The organism is Sphingopyxis sp. (assembly GCF_035250425.1).
Lineage (GTDB): Bacteria > Pseudomonadota > Alphaproteobacteria > Sphingomonadales > Sphingomonadaceae > Sphingopyxis.
Genome location: NZ_DATFFD010000267.1, coordinates 1 through 2,091, shown reverse-complemented (window position 1 = coordinate 2,091; position 2,091 = coordinate 1). Strand labels below are relative to the sequence as shown.

The following is a 2,091-nucleotide window of genomic DNA, read 5'->3' as shown; positions in this document are numbered from 1 at the left end:
GGGCTGGACTTGGATTGCCGGGGGCAATCCAATCCAGCACTCCGCGAAGCGGTGGTGGAGGGGTTGCGAGCGTAGCGAGCGCTGCGCCGCTCGACCCCTCCGTCAGCCCTGCGGGCTGCCACCTCCCCATCGCAAGTCGATGGGGAGGATCAAGACAGTCAGCTCCCACCCCAAAGCAGACGCGCCTTCAAATAAGCCTTTCCTACATTATCCGGCTGTGCCAGCCCTCATCCCGGCTCTTTCGTTTGGTGGATCAAAGCGGTCGCTGCCCGGCGGGCGGGTGCAATCACGGCAGGGCATGCCGCGCGCGTCCCGCACGCCGCCAGATCCAAAATCGGGGGCGCATAGGGCTGAACTTTCCTGAACTTTGGAATATTACGCGGCCCCTGCGCCGACCGGATCCTGGATCCAAACCCGGGAGCCCCGCGAGGCTCGTCTAAACCGCGGTACTCTGTCGCCGGATTAGCCGCGCGGGTAACACGCGCTGTTCGACGGGACGGTCGTCGATGCGCGCAAGCAGCGCGTCCACCAGCAATGTGCCCGCGCCCTTCATATCCTGCATCACCGTCGTCAATGTCGGCGACGTCAGGCTGGCGGCGGGAATATCGTCGAAGCCGATGATCGCGACGTCCTGCGGCAGCCGCAGGCCCGCTTCGGCCAGCGCGCGCATCGCGCCGATCGCGATCAGGTCGCTCGCGGCAAAGACCGCGTCGAAATTCTGGCCGCTTTCGATCAGCGACCGCGCGGCGGCATAGCCCGAATCCTCCGACGACACCGCATCGCGCTGCAGCGCTGGATCGGGTTCGAGGCCCGCTGTGCGCATCGCGCGGCACAGCCCGTCGTAGCGATCCTGGAATTCGGGCGCATGGTCCGACGCGTCGCCGAGGAAGGCGATACGCCGCCGCCCGATCTCGACCAGATGCGCGCCCGCTTGCTCGCCCGCGCCGACATTGTCCGATCCGACGGTCAGCCCGATACCCTCTTCGGATACCGATCCCCAGCGCACGAACTTGGTCCCCATCTCGACCAGATGCTCGAGCTTGGTGAGATAGAGCTGATAATCGCCATAGCCGAGCAGGATGATCCCATCGGACCGGTGGCTGTCCTGATAGGTGACGTGCCAGTCATTGTGCATCTGCTGGAAACTGATCAGCAGGTCATAACCGCGCCGCGCGCATTCGCGCGTGATCGATCCCAGCATCGACAGGAAGAAGGGGTTGATCATCGATTCGTCGGGGGTCGGGTCCTCGAAGAAGAGCAAAGCGAGCGTATGGGTCCGCTGCGAGCGCAGGCTCGAGGCGTTCTTGTCGACGGTGTAGTTGAGTTCCTGCGCGATGCGCTGAATATTGGCGCGGGTCGCGGCGCTGACCGACTTGCTGCCGCGCAGCGCGCGCGACACGGTCGGCTGCGAGACGCCCGCCAGATAGGCGATGTCGAAACTCGTCGGCTTGGCCGAGGGCTGGCGCCCCATCTCTCTCTCCCGGCGCCGCGGCCTTCCTGGTGGCCGCCGCTGGCCTCGCAGACTAGCGATTGGTCCGGTGGATGCCAAGAAATTGCACGGGGGCGAGTCCCGCGGTTTTCGGCGCTGAAAGCGCTGCATTTCTGCGACAGGGCGCAGCGCTGCATATTATGCGTATACGTATACCCTATGGCGGCGCGGCGTGATTGGTTTCAATTGCGAGGCTCAAGATGGGAAAACCCATATGCCGGAGAGGAGCCTGACGGACGCCCCGCGTCCCCCTCCCGGTGCATGGGCCAAGACCGCCCGTCCGTGCCAGGGGAGCCACATATGACCATGCCGACCAATCTTAACCGCGGTGTCAGCGCCATCGCGCTCGGCCTTGCCTTGACCGCCTTGCTGCCCGGTGCCGCGATGGCGCAGGACGCGAACACCGCGCCGGTCGACGAGGCGCCGGCCGAAGACGCCATCGTCGTCACCGGCATCCGCGGCGCGATCAACAATTCGGTGCAGGCGAAGAAGGCCAACACCTCGATCGTCGAAGTGATTTCGGCCGAAGACATCGGCAAGCTGCCCGACCTGTCGATCGCCGAATCGCTGTCGCGCCTGCCGGGCCTCGCGACGCAGCGCCT

Annotated in this window: 1 protein-coding gene and 1 pseudogene; one reads left to right on the top strand and one right to left on the bottom strand. The window is 65.3% G+C overall.

Going from position 1 to position 2,091, the window contains the following annotated elements:
• Positions 1 to 436: 436 nt before the first annotated feature.
• The gene (locus VJ811_RS16110) at positions 437 to 1,471 is read right to left on the bottom strand and encodes a LacI family DNA-binding transcriptional regulator (RefSeq protein ID WP_324074228.1); all 1,035 of its coding nucleotides are present in this window, start codon (positions 1,469 to 1,471) and stop codon (positions 437 to 439) included.
• A gap of 318 nt (positions 1,472 to 1,789) precedes the next feature.
• Between VJ811_RS16110 and VJ811_RS16105 the strand changes: the two are divergent.
• Positions 1,790 to 2,091: pseudogene (locus tag VJ811_RS16105) on the top strand (TonB-dependent receptor); the annotation flags it as partial.

Excerpts from the sequence above, each read along its gene's own strand:
- VJ811_RS16110 (WP_324074228.1), bottom strand. The coding sequence starts at position 1,471 with ATGGGGCGCCAGCCCTCGGCCAAGCCGACGAGTTTCGACATCGCCTAT.